Origin of the sequence: Rhizobium terrae (genome assembly GCF_003425685.1) — a bacterium.
GTDB classification, from domain to species: Bacteria; Pseudomonadota; Alphaproteobacteria; order Rhizobiales; family Rhizobiaceae; genus Neorhizobium; species Neorhizobium terrae.
In genome coordinates this window covers 20,385-34,108 of the sequence record NZ_QJKM01000005.1, presented here as the reverse complement: position 1 = coordinate 34,108, position 13,724 = coordinate 20,385, and the positions used below count along the sequence as shown (strand labels likewise).

The 13,724-nt window shown below is 60.0% G+C and carries 15 protein-coding genes and 2 pseudogenes; 6 read left to right on the top strand and 11 right to left on the bottom strand.

Translation table 11 applies throughout. The features are described from left to right. The first annotated feature begins 215 nt into the window (after nt 1–215). Nucleotides 216–536: a hypothetical protein gene (locus tag DMO26_RS10315; protein ID WP_117191980.1), complete on the top strand. Its 321-nt coding sequence runs from the start codon at nt 216–218 to the stop codon at nt 534–536. Then, nucleotides 533–829 carry a hypothetical protein gene (locus DMO26_RS10310; RefSeq protein ID WP_117191979.1) on the top strand — a complete coding sequence of 99 codons (297 nt, stop codon included), beginning with the start codon at nt 533–535 and terminating at the stop codon, nt 827–829. The genes DMO26_RS10315 and DMO26_RS10310 overlap by 4 nt, the downstream gene beginning before the upstream one ends. Before the next feature lie 175 nt (nt 830–1,004). On the opposite strand, the gene DMO26_RS10305 is transcribed toward DMO26_RS10310, so the two are convergent. The 7 genes from DMO26_RS10305 to DMO26_RS10275 form a co-directional block, all read right to left on the bottom strand. Beyond that, nucleotides 1,005–2,072 carry an ABC transporter ATP-binding protein gene (locus tag DMO26_RS10305; protein WP_117191978.1) on the bottom strand — a complete coding sequence of 356 codons (1,068 nt, stop codon included), beginning with the start codon at nt 2,070–2,072 and terminating at the stop codon, nt 1,005–1,007. A gap of 28 nt (nt 2,073–2,100) precedes the next feature. Further along, complete coding sequence (locus DMO26_RS10300; RefSeq protein ID WP_117191977.1) at nt 2,101–2,481, bottom strand: cupin domain-containing protein; 381 nt, start codon at nt 2,479–2,481, stop codon at nt 2,101–2,103. Nucleotides 2,482–2,495: 14 nt separating this feature from the next. After that, nucleotides 2,496–3,587, bottom strand: a complete 1,092-nt coding sequence (locus tag DMO26_RS10295; protein ID WP_117191976.1) for a Gfo/Idh/MocA family protein — start codon at nt 3,585–3,587, stop codon at nt 2,496–2,498. 2 nt (nt 3,588–3,589) lie between these two features. After that, a complete protein-coding gene (locus tag DMO26_RS10290; protein WP_117191975.1) occupies nt 3,590–4,417 on the bottom strand; it encodes a carbohydrate ABC transporter permease in 828 nt (275 codons plus the stop codon). Beyond that, nucleotides 4,414–5,376: a carbohydrate ABC transporter permease gene (locus tag DMO26_RS10285; protein WP_226951255.1), complete on the bottom strand. Its 963-nt coding sequence runs from the start codon at nt 5,374–5,376 to the stop codon at nt 4,414–4,416. Before DMO26_RS10285 ends, DMO26_RS10290 begins: the two co-directional genes overlap by 4 nt. Nucleotides 5,377–5,408: 32 nt before the next feature. Further along, nucleotides 5,409–6,662, bottom strand: coding sequence for an ABC transporter substrate-binding protein (locus DMO26_RS10280; RefSeq protein WP_117191974.1), 1,254 nt, complete (start codon nt 6,660–6,662; stop codon nt 5,409–5,411). Nucleotides 6,663–6,742: 80 nt separating this feature from the next. After that, nucleotides 6,743–7,408: a GntR family transcriptional regulator gene (locus DMO26_RS10275; protein ID WP_117192291.1), complete on the bottom strand. Its 666-nt coding sequence runs from the start codon at nt 7,406–7,408 to the stop codon at nt 6,743–6,745. 130 nt (nt 7,409–7,538) lie between these two features. Between DMO26_RS10275 and DMO26_RS10270 the strand changes: the two genes are divergently transcribed. Then, nucleotides 7,539–8,735 (top strand): Tm-1-like ATP-binding domain-containing protein, encoded by a 1,197-nt coding sequence (locus DMO26_RS10270; protein ID WP_117191973.1) that lies wholly within the window; start codon nt 7,539–7,541, stop codon nt 8,733–8,735. Further along, nucleotides 8,728–9,570 carry a phosphoenolpyruvate hydrolase family protein gene (locus DMO26_RS10265; protein WP_117191972.1) on the top strand — a complete coding sequence of 281 codons (843 nt, stop codon included), beginning with the start codon at nt 8,728–8,730 and terminating at the stop codon, nt 9,568–9,570. Before DMO26_RS10270 ends, DMO26_RS10265 begins: the two co-directional genes overlap by 8 nt. An 85-nt stretch (nt 9,571–9,655) precedes the next feature. Here the strand turns inward: DMO26_RS10265 and DMO26_RS35065 are convergent. The 4 genes and pseudogenes from DMO26_RS35065 to DMO26_RS10255 form a co-directional block, all read right to left on the bottom strand. Continuing rightward, a pseudogene (locus tag DMO26_RS35065) lies at nt 9,656–10,074 on the bottom strand (integrase core domain-containing protein); the annotation flags it as partial. Nucleotides 10,075–10,178: 104 nt separating this feature from the next. Continuing rightward, a pseudogene (locus DMO26_RS35060) lies at nt 10,179–10,852 on the bottom strand (transposase); the annotation flags it as partial. A gap of 78 nt (nt 10,853–10,930) precedes the next feature. Next, the gene (locus DMO26_RS34800; RefSeq protein ID WP_264319355.1) at nt 10,931–11,062 is read right to left on the bottom strand and encodes a hypothetical protein; all 132 of its coding nucleotides are present in this window, start codon (nt 11,060–11,062) and stop codon (nt 10,931–10,933) included. Nucleotides 11,063–11,171: 109 nt separating this feature from the next. After that, nucleotides 11,172–11,444 (bottom strand): usg protein, encoded by a 273-nt coding sequence (locus DMO26_RS10255; protein ID WP_117191971.1) that lies wholly within the window; start codon nt 11,442–11,444, stop codon nt 11,172–11,174. Nucleotides 11,445–11,724: 280 nt separating this feature from the next. On the opposite strand from DMO26_RS10255, the gene groES reads away from it, so the two are divergent. Both groES and groL read left to right on the top strand, forming a co-directional pair. Then, nucleotides 11,725–12,039 carry a co-chaperone GroES gene (gene groES / locus DMO26_RS10250; RefSeq protein ID WP_117191970.1) on the top strand — a complete coding sequence of 105 codons (315 nt, stop codon included), beginning with the start codon at nt 11,725–11,727 and terminating at the stop codon, nt 12,037–12,039. 54 nt (nt 12,040–12,093) lie between these two features. Continuing rightward, nucleotides 12,094–13,722: a chaperonin GroEL gene (gene groL, locus DMO26_RS10245; protein WP_117191969.1), complete on the top strand. Its 1,629-nt coding sequence runs from the start codon at nt 12,094–12,096 to the stop codon at nt 13,720–13,722. The last annotated feature ends 2 nt before the right edge of the window (nt 13,723–13,724 follow it).

Below are 13,724 nucleotides of genomic sequence, written 5' to 3'. Positions count from 1 at the left end.
AGGCCGAAAACGTCGATCCCGTCTCAGCAACCGACAGCAGAAAACGCAGATCATCGACATTGATGGGCTCCCTCACGTTATGCAAATCCGGTGAAGACAGCGGCAATAACGGTGTTTGAAGCAGAAACGCGAATAATCCACACGACTTTCATTGCCAGCGAAACGCGTTTGCGGGCCAAATCACGCTACATCAGCACAGAATCAGGAGAAACGCCATGCGCGAAGCGCTTGTGCCTGCCAATACCCGTATCGTCAATCATTTCAACAGTGAGACCTTCGTCTTCACCCATCCCTATGAAAGCGGGATATCCAGCCGCATGGACGTTGTGCTTGACAAGGGTGGCTCCGGCGGCGGCAATGCCCTCGCCCATATCCATCCTGGCACCGACGAGATCTTCACCGTCAACAGCGGCTGCGTCATGGTGATGATCGACGAAGGAATATGTCGCGACCGAGGGCCAGTCGATCATCGTGCCGAAGGGGGGCCAGCCACCTCTTCCGCAATGCGTTTAACGGCGATACCCACCGGACGGTGACCTTCGTCGCTGCTCAGCAGCACCTGCGGTTCCTCCTGAACATCGCCCGCTGGACCTCGGAATACCCGGATTACTTCAAGCCGGATGGCTCGGTGAAGCTGCTGCCGATCGCGCTGGCGCTCAATGCTTTCCCGGACCACCTTTATATCTCTGGTCCGCCGGTCTGGGTGCAAAAGGCTCTGTATGCGACGCTGGCGCCGATCGCCCGCCTGAAGGGCTACCGCCTGGCCGTCAAGCCGGCTAGCAAGGCCGAACAGCGGGCGATTGAGGATGAGCAGGCCTTTGCCGCCTGACATCCACGGCCGTAAAACATGTTACCGATGGTAGGCAATCTCCCGGGTTTCACTTCCTCGGCTACACGAACTTAGTCTCGATCATGAGCGACGGTCTTCCCTAGCGCAGGTGATGCGAGATTGAGCCCCCAGTCGATGCGACGAGGACGCGCCAATCGTCAGAGCCTCGACAAAACTAAGGAAAACGTCTGCCCGTGGCGGCCGAAAACAGGTGTTCACCGGCCACCCGCAAGGTGAAGCGGATGGTGTCGCCAGGCCTTACGGCAATGCGCTCGCGAAACAGCATATTGACGTTTTCTCCGCCGATCCGGGCGACGACCTGCGTCTCTGCTCCTGTCGGCTCGACGACGACGATCTGTGCCGGCGTTCCATCGTCGGCGAGGACGAACTGTTCCGGCCTGATGCCGTAGATGAGCTCTTCATTGGGATGGGCCGTGCCGGGACGCAGCGACAGCTGCAAGGCGACGCCGCTGTCCGTGCGGAAGATCGAAGTGGCATCGGCCTGGATACGGCCCTTGATGAGGTTCATCGCCGGCATGCCGATGAAACCGGCGACGAAGGTGGTTGCCGGGTAATCGTAGATCTCCAGCGGAGTCCCGATCTGCTCGACGATGCCGTCGCGCATCACGACGATGCGGTCGGCCATGGTCATTGCCTCGGTCTGATCATGGGTGACGTAGACGGTGGTGATCCTCAGCCGCTGGTGAAGCTCCTTGATCTCGGCGCGCATCGCCACGCGTAGCTTGGCGTCGAGATTGGAAAGCGGTTCGTCGAAGAGGAAAACCTTCGGATCGCGCACGATCGCCCGGCCCATTGCGACGCGCTGGCGCTGGCCGCCCGAGAGATGGCGCGGATGACGGTCGAGATAGGGTTCCAGCGCGAGAATCTTGGCGGCAGATTGAACGCGGCGGCCGATCTCGTCCTTGGCCGTGCCGCGCAATTTGAGGGAAAAGCCCATATTTTCGGCCACGGTCAGGTGCGGATAGAGCGCATAACTCTGGAACACCATGGCAATATCGCGCTCTTTCGACGGCAGGTCATTGACCGTGCGACCGCCGATCGAAAGGCGGCCGTCGGAGATCGTCTCCAGGCCGGCGATCATACGCAGCAGCGTGGACTTGCCGCAGCCGGACGGCCCGACGAGCACGATGAATTCACCGTCTTTGATATCGACGTCAACGCCATGGATGACAGGCAGGCTGCCGTAGGATTTGCGGATGTTGTGAAGCGCGATCGACGCCATGATATTTATTCCCCTGGTGATCGTCGTGTCAGGCCGCGCCTTCGCTTTCATGATTGACCGCCGTCCTGGTGCCGGAGGAGAACATGATCAGGGCGAAGAGCGGTTCAGTGCCGAGCGCGCGTGCCCAGTGCCTGATGTTGCGGGGAATGCGGATCGCGTCTCCTGCTTCGAGCCGGTAAAGGGCGTCACCGAGCTTGTGTTCGCAACTGCCGGAGACGACGTAGAGGATCTCCTCGCAATCGGGATGAGAATGCAGCTGGTTGCGCTCGCCGGGATTGATGCGGCAGGTGCCGAATGTCATCTCGGCACCGGGCGTACCGTCGCCGGTGATCTTCCAGTTGAGTTCACCCCAACTGGTCGGCATGAATTCGCCACCGGCTTTTCTGAAAATGATGTCGGTCTCGCTCAAGGCTGTGCCTCCGGTCAGAGATTGGAAGTGACGCCGGCATCCGTGCGTCTGTAGAATTCGAAGAGCTTCATGATCTCGCGGGCGATTTCGAGCGTGCCTCTTGTGATCGGCGTGCCGGCAAGGATCGCGTCGGTCAGGTGCAGGATTTCGGGCACGTAGCCGAGATAGAAGAGGTTGTTGTTGTAGAGTTGGCCAAGCGAATGCTCCGGTTCGTAAAAGAGCGCCGCATTTTCGTCCGGCTGGATGAAACTCGCGGCGCGGCCATAAGACGGCAGGTCCGCCTTGCGGAAATAAGTCAGCCGGCTGCCGTTCTCGACGATGGCGTTGGCGCCTTCGCCGATGATTTCGACCCGCTCGAAGATACTGCCGCCCGACTGGCCGGCGGCAAAATGCAGCGTGCCGATCGCGCCGGAGCGGAAGCGCAGGCTGGTAACGCTCGCGCCCGTCAGTGGCTCCCATTCATAGCCCGCGCGCTCGATCTCTCCGCCGAGGAAATTGAGGATCGCGCCGGGATGGTAAATATGGTCGAGGAAGCTCTGCATCTTGACCAGATCGGCGCGGTCTTCCGGTCTCGGCAGGCTCTGGGGATAGCGGACATTGATCGAGGTCAGCCTGCCGAAACCGGGTGAGCCGATCAGATCTTTCAGCTTCTCGATGGTAGGAAAAAAAGTCTTCTTGAGACCCGTCATCACCATGCGGCGGGCAGTAGCGCTTGCCGCCTGCAGCTTTTCGATATCCTCGAGGCTCGCAGCGGTTGGCTTTTCCATCCAGACGTGGGCGCCTGCCGCAAGCGCGTCGAGCGCCAGATCGGTCGCCTGCACCCGGCCGTCGGGATGATAAGCGGTGACGAGAAAGACCAGTTCCGGCTTCTCCCGTTCCAGCATCTCGCGGTGGTCGGTATAGGCTTTGCCGGCGCCGAAGAGCTTGGCGAATTTCTCGGCGCGGCCGAGATCGAGATCGCAGATGCCAGTAAGGTCGACCGGCGCATAACGCAGCGCGGGATAGACATTGCGGTAGGCGTGGCCGCCGGCGCCGATGAAGCAGGCCTTGATGCGATGGTCGAATTCGAAATTGTAGCGGATTTCCCGCTGGACATGATGCGACATGGTCAGCCCTTGATTGCTCCCTGCGTCAGCCCCTCGGTAAAGCGGCGCTGCATCAGGATGTAGAGAAGAATGATCGGCAGGAATGAAATGACGGTGCCCGAGAAGACCAGGCGGTAGTCGGAAGCGTAGGTGCTGGCGAAACGCACCAGCCCCAGCGGCAGCGTCTGTACGTCGGGGCTGATCAGCACGATCAGCGGCAGGAAGAAATCGTTCCAGGTGGAGAGCGCGCTGATGATGACGAGCGCCTGCACCGCCGGCGTCGAGATCGGCAGGAAGACCTTGGTGAGAATCTGGAAGTGCGAGGCGCCGTCGATCTTGGCCGCCTCGATCAAATCGTCAGGTACGCCGATGAAGAAGCTCCGCATCAGGAATATGCCGAACGGAATACCGTTGCTGACCTGCACCAGCACGATACCGGTAAGCGTGTTGACGAGGTTCAGTCCGAAAAGCACCTGGTAGAGCGGAATGACGATCGCCTGGACCGGCACGGTCAGGCCCAGGATGAAGGCATAGAACAGCCACTCCCGGCCGGAGAAGCGGATCTTGGCGAGCGCATAGCCGGCCGGCGCGCAGGTGATGAGCGACAGGAGGACGACGCCGACGAGATTGATGAGGCTGTTGCCGACGAGGTCGCCGAAGCCCCCAATCTGCCAGGCGTCCAAATAGTTCCGCCACATCAGGTCGGCGGGCCAGGTGAAGGGATCGGCCTGGCCGATCTCGGCCTCGGTCTTGAAACTCGATATCAGCAGCCAGACGAAGGGGGCGAGGATCAGGATCAAGACCGGCGTCAGCGCCAGTGCCACCGGCCATTCGCGATAGCGCACATTCATCGGGAAAGCCTCGCGCGCCAGCGGTTGAAGACGATGGTGATGACGATCGCAAGCAGGCTGAGCAGGATGCAGAGCACTGCCGCAAGTCCGTGATCCTGGGACTGGAAGGCAAGCCGGTAGATATAGGTCGTGATCAGCTCACTCTGATAGAACGGCCCGCCATTGGTCATGACGAAGACCGTGGCGAAGCCCTTGAGGCCGTTGATCATCGCCAGCGAGACGACGAAGGTCATGACCTCACGAAGCCCCGGCAGCGTCACATAAATCAGCTTCTGGAGAGCGTTGGCGCCGTCCACCTCGGCTGCGTCATAGAGCGAACGGTCGATATTTTGCAGACCGGCGATGAAGAGCAGCATGTAGAGACCGAAACCCTGCCACGAGCTTGCGACATTGACGGAAAAGAGCACGAGCGCGGGGTCGGAAAGCCAGCCTTGCGTGAAGGCGCCGAGCCCGATCCGCGTCAGCGCCGTATTCAGCAGGCCGAAAAACGGGTCGTAGATATTGGCCCAGATGACGCCGACGACCGCGAGCGAGACCAGATGCGGCAGGAAGAAGGCGGTGCGGAAGAAGACCTGCGTGATCCTGAGCCTGCTGACGGCAAGCGCCAGCAGAAGGCCGAGCCCGCCCGCCATCACCACATGGTAGGCCAGCCAGATGAAGGTATGGACAAGGCTCTTCCAGACGATCGGATCCTGCGCCGCCTTGGCGTAATTGCCGACGCCGACGAAACTCGCGGACGTGTTGAAACCGGCGGAACTGTTAAAGCTCAGCCAGAAGGTGGCAACAATTGGAAGCAGCGTGAAGACGGCATAGAGCGCGAGCGCCGGCGCCATCAGCCAGAATGCGGTCCTGGCATCGCCATCGGCTGGGATCGACCCGGCCGTTCGTGGTCTGGACATACGGGCGGGTTTGCCGCCCGTATGTCCCGCCACGGCAGGTGTGGTGCTGAGAGGACCCATGACCTTGCTTCCCGGCGTTTCTGGACTGACCACTATTTCGCCTCTGCCATCTTCGCCTGAAGCTGCTTCATGCCGTCCTCGCCGCCGATTTGGCCTGAGATCAGGCCCTGGATGACCTGGAAATAGGTGTCGAGAACGGTACCGGGCAGATAGACGCTCGGATTGTAGCCGACGCCGCCGGCTGCAGTCGCGAAGATAGCTTTGAGAACGGGGGTCGGCGGTTCGAGGCCTGGGATTTCGCGCGGGTAGATCATCGTGCTTGCAGGATCCTGCGCGCGCTTCTTCATCACCGCATCCGACAGCATGAAGTCGATCCATTTCATCGCAAGCTCCGGCTGCTTGGAATTGACAGGCACGAGCCAGCTCCAGCCGACGCCGCCGGTCGGCATCGCCGCCCCCTTAATGTCGGAAGGCATGGGCGCGTAACCGGCATTGGCGAGGTCGTAGCCTGCCTTGCGGGCATTGGCGGTGAACCAGGGGCCTGCGACGAACATGGCCGCGCGCTTGTTGAACCAGAGGCGTGAGGCGCCGTCGAGATCGAGGCCGGCCATTTCCTTCTTGATGTAACCGGCTTCGACCAGCTTCTGCAGCCGGATGGCGCCGGCAGCGACCGAGGGATCGTCCCAAGCGATCTCGCGGCGTAGCGCCTTGCCGACCACGTCCTTGCCGCTTGCAGATTGCATGAGGTTGCCGAAGAGATGGCCAGCACTGCCGGTCGTGCGCGGGCCAATGGCGATCGGCTGCAAGCCGGTATCACGGATCGACTTCATCAGCGTCTCGAATTCGGCCCAGGTCGCCGGGATCTTCCAGCCCGCCTGCGCGAAAAGATCCTTGTGATACCAGATGCCAAGCGCATCCAGGCCGTCAGGAACCTCGTAGATCTCGCCGCCGAACTGGCCTTTCAGTTCGGTGTAGAGCCAGGGGTAGATCTTGTCCTTCCAGCCGCGTTTTTCATACTGCTCGGTCAGCGGCATGACCTGTTTGGCGTTCTTGACGACGCTGATGCGGCCGATGCCTGAATTGGTGAGGATCACGTCGGGACCGACATCCGACTGGATCGCTGCCTGTACCGCGCCGTTGCTGATCGTCCCGGTCGGCGGCATGAATTCGACAGTTACACCGGGATTGGCCTTTTCGAAATCGGCCTTGATGCCGTTCCACAGCTGCGCGACCAGCGGTTCGGTGATCTGTTCCGGACCCCACATCTTCAGGGTCTCGGCATGCGCCAGCGAACTTGCGGCGATCATCGCCGCCAGCGCCGTTCCGCGGGCAAGAAATTTCAGCATTGTTCCCTCCTCCTGGGCCGCTCCACGGCCACGTTTTTCGCTTGTCGAAAAGGAGACCTCCCTCTCCTTCATACACCCGGTTAACTCGCCGGATTTCCCTTCTGAAAGCGCGCCATGACGGCCTGCTGGACATCGCTGATATGTGCGTGCATCAGCGCCTTGGCGCGGATTATGTCGCGCGACCGGAAGGCCTGCAGGATCTGATCGCGCTCTTCTGCCGCCCTCTCGGCGAGATCGCGGCTCTCATTGGCGATCGAGCGGCAGATCTGGATCTGCAGCGCCAGCCGCGCCAGCGTTTCGATGAGCGGCGCGTTTCCCGAAAGCTCGGCGATGGTCTCGTGAAATTCCTTGTCGCGAATGCCGTAGGTCTCCATGTTGCCGCGGCGCAGCGCTGCGACCGCCTCATCCAGGATGCGTTCGAAGCCGGCGATGTGCCGGTCGCTCATCTGCGGAACGGCGAGCTCGACGGCGAAGCATTCGAGCGTCTTGCGAAGTTCGTAGAGGTCGTCGATCTCCTTGGGCGTGAAGCTGCGCACGAAAAAGCCGCGATAGGGCTTGATCTCGATCAGCCCTTCCTTGGCAAGCGTGCCGATCGCCTCGCGGAACGGCGTGCGGCTGACCTGCAGGCGTTCCGTCAATTCCTTTTCGTCGATCGAGACGCCGCTCGGCAGTTCACCGGAGACGATCAGGCGAACGATTTCCTCGTAGATCCGCTCGCGAAGAGTGAGATGGCGGGGTGCGTTCATGGTCTCCATTTCCGTCTGGCTTTCGCATTCCAAGTATGCAATATGCGAAAGAATATACAATATGGAAAATACAAAAAATAGGAATTTTATCGAGACAGTCAGCGACGGGTTGAAAGGAGGAGGAAAACCAATGGGAAGGGTTTATGTTGTTGGTACTTGCGACACCAAGGGAGCCGAACTGAGCTACGCCAAGGAAGTGGTCCTTGCTGCGGGAGCCGATGCCGTGCTCATCGATGTCGGGACGCTCGGGGAAGGTGCTGGCGCCGATGTCCGGGCGCGCGATATCGCCGAATTTCATCCTGAAGGTGCTGCGGCCGTGCTCGGGCAGACGGACAGGGGAACAGCGGTGTCGGCCATGGCCAAGGCGCTGACGGCGTTCCTGAAATCGCGTGATGACGTCGGCGCCATTCTTGGCCTCGGCGGAACCGGCAATACGGCGCTTGTGACGGAGGCGATGCGGGCACTCCCCATCGGACTGCCGAAACTGATGGTCTCAACGGTCGCCTCGGGCAATGTGGCGCCCTATGTCGGACCCAACGACATCACCATGATGTATTCGGTTGTTGACGTCGCCGGCCTGAATGCCATCTCGCGCAAAGTTATCGGCAATGCGGCCAATGCGGCGGCCGGAATGGCCCGCAACCCCGTTCCCGCTTCCGGGGATGACCGGCCGGGCATCGGCATGACCATGTTCGGCGTCACCACCGCCTGCGTCACACAGGTGCGCGAGATGCTCGGCAAGACGCATGAAATCTACGTCTTCCATGCGACCGGCGTCGGCGGCCAGTCGATGGAGAAGCTTGTCGATTCAGGTCTGCTGCAGGGCGTCATCGATGTGACGACGACAGAAGTTCCCGATCTCCTGGTCGGTGGCGTCTTTCCCGCGACCGAGGATCGCTTCGGAGCCATCATCCGCACCGGCCTGCCGTATGTCGGCTCGGTCGGCGCCGTCGACATGGTGAATTTCGGCGCGCGTGACACCGTGCCGGCACCGTTCCGTGACCGCAGGCTTCACGTCCACAATGCGCAGGTGACGCTGATGCGCACCACGCCGGAGGAAAATGGCCGGATCGGCGCCTTCATCGCCGAACGGCTCAACCGGATGCAAGGTCCGGTCCGCTTTCTGCTGCCGCTTCAGGGCGTTTCGGCAATCGATGTGGCCGGTCAGCCGTTTCACGATCCTGAAGCCGACGAGGCGCTATTTTCCGCCATCCGCCTCGGGTGGCACGCCGCGCCGAACAGGCGTCTCATCGAGATAGACGCCCATATCAACAGCCCGGAATTCGCCGCGGCACTCGTCGCCAGCTTCCAAGACATTCATGCCTAAGGAGGGAATTTTGACCCGCATCGACAGAACCGACATTCTGAGCAGGCTTCGCCGCAAGATCGCCGAGGGCCGGCCGATCATCGGCGGCGGCGCCGGTACCGGCCTTTCCGCCAAGAGCGAGGAAGCCGGCGGCATCGACCTGATCGTGATCTATAATTCCGGCCGTTACCGCATGGCCGGTCGCGGCTCGCTTGCCGGCCTGCTTGCCTACGGCAATGCCAACGAGATCGTCAAGGAGATGGGCCGTGAGGTGCTGCCGGTCGTGCGCCATACGCCCGTGCTTGCCGGCGTCAACGGCACCGATCCCTTCATGCTGCCCGATCATTTCCTCGATGAGCTGAAGGCGATGGGTTTTGCCGGCATCCAGAACTTTCCGACGGTCGGGTTGATCGACGGCACGTTTCGCGCCAATCTCGAAGAGACCGGCATGGGCTTTGATCTGGAAATCGACATCATCGCCCGTGCGCATGCCAAGGATATGCTGACCACGCCGTATGTCTTCAGCAGCGATGACGCCGCCGCCATGACCAAGGCCGGTGCCGATATTGTGGTCTGTCATCTCGGCCTGACCACTGGAGGCGCGATCGGCGCGGAAACGGCGCTGACGCTCGACGGGTGCGTGGAGAAGATCAACGAATGGGCGGATGCCGCAAGGTCGGTGCGCGACGAGGTCATCGTGCTCTGCCATGGCGGTCCGATCTCCATGCCGGCGGATGCGGCCTATGTGCTTGCCCGCTGCAAGGGCTGTAACGGCTTTTATGGGGCCAGTTCGATGGAACGTCTGCCGACCGAAGTCGCAATCAGGGCGCAGGTCGTGGACTTCGCGAAGATATAGGTGTGGCGGTGCAGCGCGGCCAAGCCGGAACCTGATCTGAACCCTTCAAACTGGACCAGCGGAGGCTGGAGTTTTCGGGCTTCATTCAGGGAGGCGGGCTGGTTGCGCCTCGGGAATTCATCAGCGAGATCGGGACTTTGTTGCCGATCGCACCATGCGGCCGAACCTCATTGTAGTCTCTACGCCAATCCTCCATCTTTTCGCGGGCATCCGCAAGGGTCAGGAACCAGTGCTGGTTCAGGCATTCCGCCCGGAAGCGACCTCGATAAAGGCGTTGTCCGTTGGTTTTCCGGGACGCGAGAAGTCCAGAGTGACATCCTTGGCATAAGCCCAAAGATCCAGATCGCGTGACACGAATTCCGTGCCTTGATCCACTCTGATTGTCTTCGGATACCCGACCTGCCGGCATACCCGTTCCAAGGTTTCCACGACATCTTCACCCCGATAGCTGTGCCGAGGGTCAAGCACCGGCACGTAGCGCGAGAAGGTGTCGACCACCGTTAAAGCATGTCGCGCAAAAGTGTGCAGCGGTTTTGCGACGACGACATGCGTAAAAACAAGAATCTAAAGCGCGGCAAGCGAATCTGAAAGAGTGCGACGCGCTTTAGCACCCGTAATTTCTTGCCGGTGGCGAGTTGGTCGTGAACGAAGTCCATCGCCCAGACATCGTTTGGTCCCACAGCCTTTTGCCGGTTCTCCCGCAGCTTAGCTCTGACCCGGCGCTTCGGCGTTTTATTCCGTAGTTGAAGGCCCAAGTCCCTGTAAATCCGATAGGTGCGTTTGATATTGGTGCCCCAGCCCTCGCGTTCCAAGAGCACATGAATACGAGGATAGCCGTAACGGACACGGGTTTCGCAAATCTCACGAATACGACCTTCCAGGCCGGCCTGATCGGGACGGCGAGAGGTGTAGTGGTAGGTCGATCGATCGAAGTTCAACGCTCCACAGGCACGCCGGATCGAGATCATCCAATCCCGGCACATGCCCTTCACCACATCACGCTTACGAGCAGGCCTTAAAGCTTTCGCTGAATGACATCCTGCAGCATCTCGCGGTCCAGCGTCAGGTCCGCGACAATCTTCTTCAGCCGCGCATTCTCGTCCTCGAGCTGCTTCGGCTTCTTCATCTCCGGCGGCAACAGACCGGCGTATTTCTTCTTCCAGTTAAAGTAGGTCGCCTGGCTGATCCCTGCCTTCCGGCAGATCTCCGCGACTGGCACACCTTCATCACCCTGCTTTAGAATGAACGCCTTCTGCGCGTCCGAAAATTGCGATGCCTTCATCGTCTTCCGTTCCTTTCCCAGCCAGGAAAATGCACCGGAAAACTCTACCCAAAACTAGGCCAGTTTGAAGGGTTCAGATCACCACATCGGTGGAAGCGCCGCAAAGTGTCTGTGTCCTTCGATGAAGACCTCGCATGCCGTGTTTTCGAGGACGCGGGCGACATCCGTGAAAACCTGCTCGCGTTCCTCAACATCGAGGTCTTTGATCATATGGGTTTTCTCTTCCAATTAGGCCTCACTCTGAACAAACGTGGGAAAACGACCGGCTCATCAAGCCGTGGCCACCGCAGAGCTAGGAAGGAAAAATCCGGATACAGTCTCAGTGCAGCTTGAACTCACCCTCGACGCGGCGCCATTCATTTGGGCCGATCAGGCGTTGGTGCGTATAGCGGACGGAATGCAGTGGGCCTTCTAGGCTGGACTGCCAAAAATCGAGGAATTTGTGCATCTCGGGAAAATCGGGAGCCAGGTCGTAGTCCTGCCAGACATAGGTCTGCAGCACGGATTCGAAATCAGGAATGCGGTAGAGGATGTGAGCGGTGGTAAGACCGTAGCCGTTGAGCTGGCGTTCCAGATCCGACGAAAATTGCATGCTTCATCTCCGTTTCATGACATTGCAAAGGTGGCGCAAAATTTTGCGGCCATCAACGATTTTCCCAACGAACAATGCCAGTTTATCGTTCCTTTCCAGCGTGTTAGCAGCCGCTCACGTCGAGTGCTAATTTTTTCTCCTGTCCCTCTTGAAAATCGAAAATCGCAAAACCAGATTTTTTCGCGCAAAACGCTCGATCGAGGCTTTGCACCCGCCCGGACTGGTCATCCGGTCCGGTCAGGGGAACAACGTCATCATTGTTTGTCCATCGGAGGAAAACATGTCGTTCCGACCGCTTCATGATCGCATTCTCGTCCGCCGGGTCGAATTCGAAGAAAAGACCAAGGGCGGAATCATCATTCCCGACACTGCGAAGGAAAAGCCGCAAGAGGGCGAGGTCATTGCCGTCGGCTCCGGCGCCCGCAACGAGGCCGGGCAGATCCAGGCGCTCGACGTCAAGGTCGGCGACCGCATTCTGTTCGGCAAATGGTCCGGCACCGAAATCAAGATCAACGGGGAAGACCTGCTGATCATGAAGGAAAGCGATGTCATGGGCATCATCGAAGCCCAGGTGGAGCAGAGACAAGCTGCCTGACCATCCACACGACGAACCATCAGTCAGATAGCTGCCTATTGAGGAGTTAAAGAAATGGCTGCGAAAGAAGTCAAGTTCCACAGCGACGCCCGTGAACGGATGCTGCGCGGGGTCGATGTGCTGGCCAATGCCGTGAAGGTGACGCTCGGTCCGAAGGGCCGCAACGTCGTCATCGACAGGTCCTTCGGCGCACCGCGCATCACCAAGGACGGCGTATCGGTCGCCAAGGAAATCGAACTGGAAGACAAGTTCGAAAACATGGGCGCCCAGATGCTGCGCGAAGTGGCATCGAAGACCAATGACATCGCCGGCGACGGCACAACAACCGCAACCGTGCTTGCCCAGGCGATTGTCAAGGAAGGTGCGAAGGCGGTTGCCTCCGGCATGAACCCGATGGACCTGAAGCGCGGCATCGACCTTGCCGTCGACGCTGTCGTCAAGGAACTGAAGAACAACGCGCGCAAGATCTCCAACAATTCAGAGATCGCCCAGGTCGGCACGATCTCCGCCAATGGTGATTTCGAGATCGGCCGTTATCTTGCTGAAGCAATGGAGAAGGTCGGCAACGAAGGCGTCATCACCGTCGAGGAAGCCAAGACCGCCGAAACCGAACTCGAAGTCGTCGAAGGCATGCAGTTCGACCGCGGCTATCTCTCGCCCTACTTCGTCACCAACCAGGACAAAATGCGGGTCGAGCTGGAAGATCCCTATATTTTGATCCATGAGAAGAAGCTTTCGAACCTGCAATCGATGCTGCCGGTACTCGAAGCCGTCGTGCAGTCCGGCAAGCCGCTCCTGATCATTGCTGAGGACGTCGAAGGCGAAGCGCTCGCCACTCTCGTCGTCAACAAGCTGCGTGGCGGCCTCAAGATTGCCGCCGTCAAGGCTCCGGGCTTCGGTGATCGTCGCAAGGCCATGCTTGAAGACATCGCCATCCTGACGGGCGGCACGGTCATCTCCGAAGACCTCGGCATCAAGCTCGAAAACGTCACGCTCAACATGCTTGGCCGGGCGAAGAAGGTGGCGATCGAGAAGGAGAACACGACCATCATCGACGGTGTTGGCTCGAAATCGGAAATCGACGGCCGCGTTGCGCAGATTCGCGCCCAGATCGAAGAAACCACCTCCGACTACGATCGCGAAAAGCTGCAGGAACGTCTTGCCAAGCTCGCTGGCGGCGTTGCCGTGATCCGCGTCGGTGGTTCGACGGAAGTCGAGGTGAAGGAGAAGAAGGATCGCGTCGACGATGCGCTGCATGCGACGCGTGCTGCGGTCGAGGAGGGCATCCTGCCGGGCGGCGGTGTCGCGCTGCTGCGCGCCGTCAAGGCGCTCGACAATCTTTCTACCACCAACCAGGACCAGAAGGTCGGCGTCGAGATCGTGCGCCGGGCGATCGAGGCCCCGGTTCGCCAGATCGCCGAGAACGCTGGTGCCGAAGGTTCGGTGATCGTCGGCAAGCTGCGGGAGAAAAGCGACTTCTCCTACGGCTGGAACGCCCAGACCGGTGAATATGGCGACCTTTATGCCCAGGGCGTCATCGATCCGGCCAAGGTCGTGCGCGCCGCGCTTCAGGACGCGGCATCCGTTGCCGGTCTCCTTGTGACGACGGAAGCCATGATTGCCGAGAAGCCGAAGAAGGAAGCCGCTCCGGCCATGCCCGCCGGAGCAGGAATGGACTTCTAGGT

Coding starts and splice junctions, on each gene's coding strand:
- groL (WP_117191969.1), top strand. CDS start 12,094: ATGGCTGCGAAAGAAGTCAAGTTCCACAGCGACGCCCGTGAACGGATG.
- DMO26_RS10280 (WP_117191974.1), bottom strand. CDS start 6,662: ATGCTGAAATTTCTTGCCCGCGGAACGGCGCTGGCGGCGATGATCGCC.
- DMO26_RS10265 (WP_117191972.1), top strand. CDS start 8,728: ATGCCTAAGGAGGGAATTTTGACCCGCATCGACAGAACCGACATTCTG.
- DMO26_RS10315 (WP_117191980.1), top strand. CDS start 216: ATGCGCGAAGCGCTTGTGCCTGCCAATACCCGTATCGTCAATCATTTC.
- DMO26_RS34800 (WP_264319355.1), bottom strand. CDS start 11,062: ATGATCAAAGACCTCGATGTTGAGGAACGCGAGCAGGTTTTCACGGAT.
- DMO26_RS10295 (WP_117191976.1), bottom strand. CDS start 3,587: ATGTCGCATCATGTCCAGCGGGAAATCCGCTACAATTTCGAATTCGAC.
- groES (WP_117191970.1), top strand. CDS start 11,725: ATGTCGTTCCGACCGCTTCATGATCGCATTCTCGTCCGCCGGGTCGAA.
- DMO26_RS10290 (WP_117191975.1), bottom strand. CDS start 4,417: ATGAATGTGCGCTATCGCGAATGGCCGGTGGCACTGGCGCTGACGCCG.
- DMO26_RS10285 (WP_226951255.1), bottom strand. CDS start 5,376: ATGGGTCCTCTCAGCACCACACCTGCCGTGGCGGGACATACGGGCGGC.
- DMO26_RS10270 (WP_117191973.1), top strand. CDS start 7,539: ATGGGAAGGGTTTATGTTGTTGGTACTTGCGACACCAAGGGAGCCGAA.
- DMO26_RS10275 (WP_117192291.1), bottom strand. CDS start 7,408: ATGAACGCACCCCGCCATCTCACTCTTCGCGAGCGGATCTACGAGGAA.
- DMO26_RS10255 (WP_117191971.1), bottom strand. CDS start 11,444: ATGCAATTTTCGTCGGATCTGGAACGCCAGCTCAACGGCTACGGTCTT.
- DMO26_RS10305 (WP_117191978.1), bottom strand. CDS start 2,072: ATGGCGTCGATCGCGCTTCACAACATCCGCAAATCCTACGGCAGCCTG.